General features: G+C 38.5%; 6 protein-coding genes. All 6 read right to left on the bottom strand.

Translation table 11 applies throughout. From position 1 onward, the window contains the following. Positions 1-527: 527 nt before the first annotated feature. Positions 528-887, bottom strand: a complete 360-nt coding sequence (locus tag CIK00_RS09790; protein WP_101768687.1) for a hypothetical protein — start codon at positions 885-887, stop codon at positions 528-530. Positions 888-1,120: 233 nt separating this feature from the next. Continuing rightward, entirely contained in the window at positions 1,121-2,038 is a 918-nt protein-coding gene (locus tag CIK00_RS09785) for a DMT family transporter (protein ID WP_101768686.1), read from the bottom strand. Positions 2,039-2,387: 349 nt separating this feature from the next. Beyond that, complete coding sequence (locus CIK00_RS09780; RefSeq protein ID WP_101768685.1) at positions 2,388-4,178, bottom strand: bifunctional metallophosphatase/5'-nucleotidase; 1,791 nt, start codon at positions 4,176-4,178, stop codon at positions 2,388-2,390. A 164-nt stretch (positions 4,179-4,342) separates the two neighbouring features. Then, a complete protein-coding gene (locus CIK00_RS09775) occupies positions 4,343-4,561 on the bottom strand; it encodes a hypothetical protein (RefSeq protein WP_101768684.1) in 219 nt (72 codons plus the stop codon). Between the two features lie 217 nt (positions 4,562-4,778). Beyond that, positions 4,779-6,086, bottom strand: coding sequence for a serine--tRNA ligase (gene serS, locus CIK00_RS09770; protein ID WP_101768683.1), 1,308 nt, complete (start codon positions 6,084-6,086; stop codon positions 4,779-4,781). 126 nt (positions 6,087-6,212) lie between these two features. Next, positions 6,213-7,553 (bottom strand): replication-associated recombination protein A, encoded by a 1,341-nt coding sequence (locus CIK00_RS09765; protein ID WP_101768682.1) that lies wholly within the window; start codon positions 7,551-7,553, stop codon positions 6,213-6,215. Positions 7,554-7,609: the final 56 nt, after the last annotated feature.

The raw sequence follows: 7,609 nt of genomic DNA, 5'->3' as shown, positions 1-7,609 counted from the left end.
TAAACCCAGCACCAGAAAAAAGCCCTGACTTCCCTACTCTATAACCCCAATTTCACCACAATGAACTACCTTAAAAGGAGACATTTTAATCGGGGAATAATGAGGACATTTTAAAAGAGAGAAAACAACGCGATCTCTATTAATACAAAAAGTATCGATTAGGTCTTATTTTGATAAGTTTTATCCGTAAAAATCAGTCAAAACATCACATTGTTATTTTGTTACTCAGATTAACAATAACGACAATACACATTTAGTGATATTTAACGGACAGAAGCCCTAAAAAGATAAAATTAACCCTACAACGCGCGGATAGTAGATTCCCTATCTCGTTCGTAACCTCACTGTAGGGAATGACGGGGTTGGGGCTTAGTATTAACTGCAATAAAGGGCGAGAGAAAGGCTTGGCATTCACTTTAAGAAATGGCGAGGTATTAGTTCGTATGTTGACGATAACAATCATGACTAATTAGGATTTTAAGTATCGCAATACCGCCACTATAAGCGGTATTTAATATCAAATTTTTTTATTCAGCTAAAAATGGCATAAATGTTCGCAATAATAAAACCAATAAAACACCCAAACCTAAAATAATATATGAGTTTTGCTTAAACTGTCCTCGATAACGATCAACAATGAAAACACGAACATATAGAAAAACAACACTCACCATTAATAGTATTGGAATTTCAATTAGATGGCTCAAACTTTGATGTCCATATCCAACAGAAACCAAACAAGTCCAAACCAACAGCAATACTATTGGTAAGCAAATATCACTCCAATAAAGTGCATTCCTTCTTTTCGCATTAATCCAAGCTAAAGACGCTAAACTTACATAAACAAATAAAATCAAACCAAAAATCAATAAAATTTCAATAACCAATACCTCTTAAAAAATATATCTAATCCGCACTACTCACTTCAAGTCTCTATTTATACCCAAAGCACCAATTGCGTCGTATTTTGATAAATTGTATGCGTGAATAATAAATCACGTTTGTAATAAACCACAATACGCATTTAATAATATTTAGCACCATATACAATCAACAACAACGCATGCTTTTCATCTCGCTACCTCAAGACTCGAAACTAACCAACCGCAGGCGATCAATCTTAGTTGTTGTGCACTACTTTTAAAGCTGAACGCCGCTTGAAAATACCTTTAGGTACTTTAGTCAATAAAATACCCACAAGAAGAGGTAGCATCATGAACAATGATTGTTGAGACAGCGCCTCACCATTGATATAGCTAGAAATCAGTAACGCCACTACAGGGAAAATCAGAAAGCATATAGACGCTTGAAAGGGGGTTGATACCTGCACCAGTTTGAAATACGCAACAATACCGCCAACACTCGCGACAAAGCCAAGGTAAACAACCGCTGACATTGAATCCCACGTGAATGCTTCAACGTTTACGTTTTCACTCACAGCTGAAACTGCAAATAAAAATAGAGAAGCGATGAAGCTCGGTAGTGCGTTGTAAGTTAGCACTTCAATGCCTTTGCAGTGCTTTTGAACTAACACATACATAATAGCGTGCATAGCAACAGCAACACCTAAGCAAACAGTACCAATAAGATAATCATCGCTGCCCATTTGCATTTCATTTGCAAGAATTAAACACAAGCTAACAACAGCTGTAATTAACCCCAATATTTGATGCTTTGCCAATCTTAAACTCAAAAACAGACCTGACATTAACATTACTGCGACGGGCATATTGGCGAAGATTATTGATGCTAAACCAGAAGATATGTATTGCTCACCAAAGATCATCAGCGTAAACGGAATCGCAAAGTACATCAGTGCGACAATAAACAACCATCGACGCTTACCTTTAGGAAATAACAATGGTTGGTTGAGGATTTTTGCCAATACCACGAGTAAAGGGGCTGCCAGTAAAAAACGTAGCGCGGTGGCAAAAATAGGGGGAATAGAATTCAATGCGACTTCCATAGCGAACCAAGTGGTTCCCCAAATTAAGCAAACAGAAACAAAAAGAAAGATAGTGAGTAGCTTTGAATTCATAGTGATCCCTCATTAATAATAATTGTAAATCATTGCAGTGTGGCGCAATAATAATGTATTACAGTATAGAGATATTATTAGGGAAATAAATTTCATTTACATCTATAATTAAAACAATTTATAGAAAATTATTCTATTTTTAATAAATAAGTTATAAATATTTTCTATAAAAATCAAAAATAATAAAGACATCATTCTTCACAAGGTCTATTGGACGGTATTAAATATCGATGAAATTATGGGACTTATAGAAGAAAGACAGCAACATAGAAAGAATAAATAAAGGGCACATGATGTGCCCTTTTATAGCGTACTTAATATAATACAACCAGCAAACGCAATGGATGAATTAGTGCGTATTACGGGTTAAATCAGCTTCTGTTAATGCCGCAGTATTGGTGTAACGACCATTATCAATACTTGGTAATGCAACCTTGCCGCTATTAACCAGTTTAGCGATACGTTGTTGATCAGCTTTTGAGGTTGATAAGCCAATAACCGACCAATCATTTTCAGTTTTACCTGTAATATGGCCTTTTTTAACATCACGAATATAACGCATGGTTAATTGACGAACTGTGCCAGCTTCAGTGCCATAATGGGCTTTTGAATCAAACAGCACCTTAAATTTATGGCCTTCAAGTACCCCACCTTTTTTCGTTAAATGTCCCATACGGTAGCTATTCATGCCTAAATTAATAGTTTGTGCATCCGTAATCGGCTTACCGTTCATTTTAAGATTAGTAATACGATGACCTGCGGCTTTGGTTAAATCAATTTGGTAAGTGACGCCACCGAAAATGTCGTGGGTACTGTATTTTGATGAACGACGTTTAGCATCAAAGCTGTAAGTAAGATCAGTAGGCTTAACACTATTGAAATACCCCGCTGACCATTCCATATAGGTTTTTAAATCTTTCCCTGTCATTTCATAAACCGTGTATTCACCACCTGCATATTCATAGTTAAAGTTAATATCTTTAACTTTAATATCGCCGACAGGTAACGATGGATTCATATTATCAAGGTGTACCGCAATAACATTGGCTTGCGGAGCAAAATAAAAACCGACTTCTTGGAAAAGCGACGTTAATCCAGTGTCATGCAATTGGCTATCAGGAATGCCTTTAATGGTATTTTTCGGCACCAGATCTTGACCCTCTAATTGGCCGATAACTTTATTAGCATCTTGCTGAAGCTTATGATGATAAGGCTTAAAGATAGTTTCCATCGTTGGATCTGATGGTAATTTATTCATATTGTAAGTGAAGCTATCTTTACTGATTAGAGTGTATTTACCCTGTGCATCTTTTTTGAAATTCAAATCAATGCGAGATAACGCGCGACCATATTTATACGGTTCAGTAATAATAACCCCATTGATCATCGCCTTATCTACTTTAACGTGCATATGACCCGCAACAATGGCGGCTAACTCTGGGTTGGCACGTGCAATATCACCTACGCCAGTATCGGCAATGTTATTTTCGTTATCAATACCCATATGCGCCACTAAAATGATGGCATCGGTTTTATCTTTAATTTGGGTAATAACTTTTTTAACTTCCAGACTTGGGTTACTAAAGGTCAGATCTTGCAAGCGATCACTGCCATTAGCAAAAGCCGCGATCATTGGGGTATCCATACCAATGATGCCAATTTTGACACCCTTACGTTCAACAATTTTATAAGACGGTAAAAAAGGAGAGGTTGCATTATGGAAAATATTACCGGCGAGTGGCGTACCGTTAAACGTTGTAATAGTATTTTTAAGTACCTTTAAACCAAAATCAAATTCATGATTACCTAACACATAGGCGTCATACTTCAACTGATTAAAGCCTAACATCATTGGGCTAATGGGATCGTTTTTAAAGGTTTCGATATTATTGCCCTGAATCGCATCACCCGCATCGACTAATATAATCTCAGGATCTTGCTTTCTTAGCTCGCCAACTTTGGTCGCTATTTGGCTTAAACTACCGGATAAGTTAGGTTTATCGGTAGTGTAATCCCAAGGAATAAATCGCCCATGAAGATCTGATGTACCTAAAATTGTAATATCGACTTGTTCTGCATAAACAGATTGTGAACTGACTAAAAGGGAAAATAATACTGTTTTATAAATGTTCTTATTCATTACTTGAATTACTCATCCGTTGATTTAAACCGTATATGGCATAAGAGCATAATTATACACAATCAACATGCCAATATTCCTAGCATGTATAACAATTATGTAATTTATATTTAGGGATGAGGAAATAACAAAGGTCGCTTAACGACCTCTATTACATATTAAAATTAACGTCGTAGCTTACAACAAAATTTATTATACGTATTATCCATGCGACCAATACATTCTTGAGTAGTTATCTCATCTATACGATGTTGTGATTTATAATTATGTAACTCTCGCTCTAAAAGATGCAATGTGTTTTCAACAGCTATAGCAGCATGAGGTTTATTAATAACTATGATTGCTAGTTGTTTAACTAATGTGTCGTAATGCTGATGCGGCATATAATTATCCCTAACAAAAAACTTAAAAGTTAACGAAGCAGTATTTTACATGCCTATCTTATATTTAACGAGCATATCTGATAAAAAACATAATAAATATTCCAACAAAACAAAGGCCGCTTAAAATAAGCAAAAACCCTCTCCATCTTTCTTCCATAAAAAAACCCAGCCTTATCGACTGGGTTTTTAAGTTACATGCTTATTACAGTATCAGTGATTAACCGATATGCGTTGCGTTACGCATGTACTTACGAAGTACTTCAGGGATCATAATACGGCCATCTGCTTCTTGGTTATTCTCAAGAATAGCAACCATAGTACGACCAACAGCAAGACCAGAACCGTTTAGTGTGTGCAGTAGCTCAGGCTTCTTCTCGCCTTTACGACGGAAACGCGCTTGCATACGACGTGCTTGGAAATCCCACATGTTTGAACATGAAGAAATCTCACGGTAAGTTTCTTGAGCAGGAACCCACACTTCTAAGTCGTAAGTTTTGCAAGAACCAAAGCCCATATCGCCAGTACAAAGTACCACTTTACGGTAAGGTAGCTCTAGAAGTTGTAGCACTTTCTCAGCATGACCTGTTAGTTCTTCAAGTGCTGCCATTGAATCTTCAGGGCGAGTGATCTGAACTAGCTCAACTTTGTCGAACTGGTGCATACGGATAAGACCGCGAGTATCACGACCGTAAGAACCGGCTTCTGAACGGAAACATGGTGTGTGTGCAGTCATCTTGATTGGCAAATCTGCTTCATCAGTAATGGTGTCACGCATCATGTTAGTTACAGGCACTTCCGCTGTTGGAATTAATGAAAGCACACGAGGCTCTTCATCATTCACTTTTTCTGTTAGCGGTTGCGTGTGGAATAGATCTTCACCAAATTTAGGTAATTGACCTGTACCAAATAGGCTGTCAGCGTTCACTAGGTACGGTACATACATTTCTGTGTAACCGTGTTCTTCAGTGTGAAGATCTAGCATGAACTGTGCAATTGCGCGGTGTAGACGAGCAAATTGACCTTTCATTACGATGAAACGTGCGCCAGTGATCTTCACTGCACTTGCGAAATCTAAACCACCAGCCATTTCGCCAAGATCTACGTGATCTCGAACTTTAAAGTCATACGATTTTGGTTGGCCCCAACGTAAAACTTCAACGTTCTCTGACTCATCTTTACCCGTTGGTACAGAGTCATCAGCAATATTTGGTACCATTTGAGTAATAGTATCAAGTTGACCTTGAAGCTCAACTAATGCTGTTTTAGCATCATCAAGCTCAGAACCTAGGTTGCCGACTTCAGCCATAATACGTTCAGCTTCAGCGTGATCACCTTTCGCTTTTGCCTGACCAATCGACTTCGATCGCGAGTTACGCTGTGCTTGAAGCTCTTCTGTTGTTACTTGAAGAGACTTACGTTGCTCTTCTAAGTTGCGTAAAGTTTCTACATCAAGGTTAAAACCACGACGCGCGAGTTTTGCAGCTGTTTCATCCAGCTCAGTTCGAAGTAATTTAGAATCTAGCATGCTAATCCTGTGCTCTTAATAGTCTGAAATGCGCGTTATTTAGGCATTTCTTATTAAAATAGTTATAGTTGGGAGGCAATGATAACGAATTATTGCCAATCACTTAACGATACCCAAAAAGCCTTATTATTGGTAGCGCTTTAGCGGGCTTTTTGCATCTAAAGAAGCAAGATAATCCAACTTTTCTGATATTTTTATCTCTAAGCCCCGTTTTGAAGGCTGATAATAAACCCGATCACGAATTTCACGCGGCAAATACACTTCACCAGCGGCATAAGCACCCGGTTCATCATGAGCATAACGATAACCGTCACCATAACCCAATTCTTTCATCAGTTTGGTGGGTGCGTTACGCAAATGTGGCGGTACTTCAAAATCAGGGAATTCACTCGCATCTGCTTTTGCAAGATTGAACGCAACATACACTGCATTACTTTTGGCAGCACACGCTAAATAGACAATTGCTTGGGCTATCGCGCGTTCACCTTCATAAGCACCAACGCGAGTATAACAATCCCATGCCGATACCGCTACTTGCATTGCACGCGGATCAGCATTACCAATATCTTCTGATGCGATCGCTAATAATCGACGCGCAACATACAGTGGATCACAACCCGCTTGCAGCATTCGCGCAAACCAATACAACGCACCATCCGCGTTTGAACCACGAATAGATTTATGTATTGCAGAAATCATGTCGTACCAAAGGTCGCCTTTATTATCAAACCGAGCCACCTTTTCACCCGTCACTTCTGCTAATAATTCAACGGTAATTTGTTTAATACCCTGATCATCTTCTTCAGCCATATCAATCAGCTGTTCAAGATAATTCAGTGCCATTCGTGCATCACCACGCACAAATTCAGCCAATTGGTGTTTTACTTCACCAACAAACACAAAATCAGTTTCACTAATGCCACGTTCTTTATCTATTAGCGCTTGTTCGATCACTTCAAGAATTTCATTATCTTCAAGGGATTTTAATTTATACACCCGCGCACGGGATAACAGTGCATTGTTAAGCTCAAACGAAGGGTTTTCAGTAGTGGCACCAATAAAAGTAACAGTACCATCTTCAATGTGTGGCAAAAACGCATCTTGCTGACTTTTATTAAACCGATGGACTTCATCAACAAATAAAATAGTGCGTCTGCCTGCCATTTTATTATCACGCGCTTTATCTATCGCAGCACGAATATCTTTAATGCCAGAAGTAACGGCAGATACTCGCTCTACTTCAGCATTGGCATAATTGGCGGCCACTTCGGCTAAGGTTGTTTTACCTGTTCCTGGTGGTCCCCACAAAATCATCGAATGCAGTTGACCGGCTTTTAAGGCTCGACGCAGTGGTTTACCTTCACCAAGAATATGTTGTTGGCCAATATATTCCTCTACCGTACGTGGCCGCATTCTTGCTGCCAAAGGTCTAAAATCTGAGGAAAAATCTAGGCTGAGATTATTCAATATAATGACTCCCCTAAGACAGAAAAAGGTGGCTCATTCGCCACCTTTTATAATAA

The organism is Photobacterium carnosum, assembly GCF_002849605.1.
Lineage (GTDB): Bacteria > Pseudomonadota > Gammaproteobacteria > Enterobacterales > Vibrionaceae > Photobacterium > Photobacterium carnosum.
The sequence above is the reverse complement of the archived record's forward strand: the minus strand, read 5'-3'. Positions and strand labels throughout refer to the sequence as shown.

Bases quoted from the DNA above. Each gene is read 5' to 3' on its own strand.
- CIK00_RS09775 (WP_101768684.1), bottom strand. From the start codon at position 4,561: ATGCCGCATCAGCATTACGACACATTAGTTAAACAACTAGCAATCATA.
- CIK00_RS09780 (WP_101768685.1), bottom strand. From the start codon at position 4,178: ATGAATAAGAACATTTATAAAACAGTATTATTTTCCCTTTTAGTCAGT.
- serS (WP_101768683.1), bottom strand. From the start codon at position 6,086: ATGCTAGATTCTAAATTACTTCGAACTGAGCTGGATGAAACAGCTGCA.
- CIK00_RS09785 (WP_101768686.1), bottom strand. From the start codon at position 2,038: ATGAATTCAAAGCTACTCACTATCTTTCTTTTTGTTTCTGTTTGCTTA.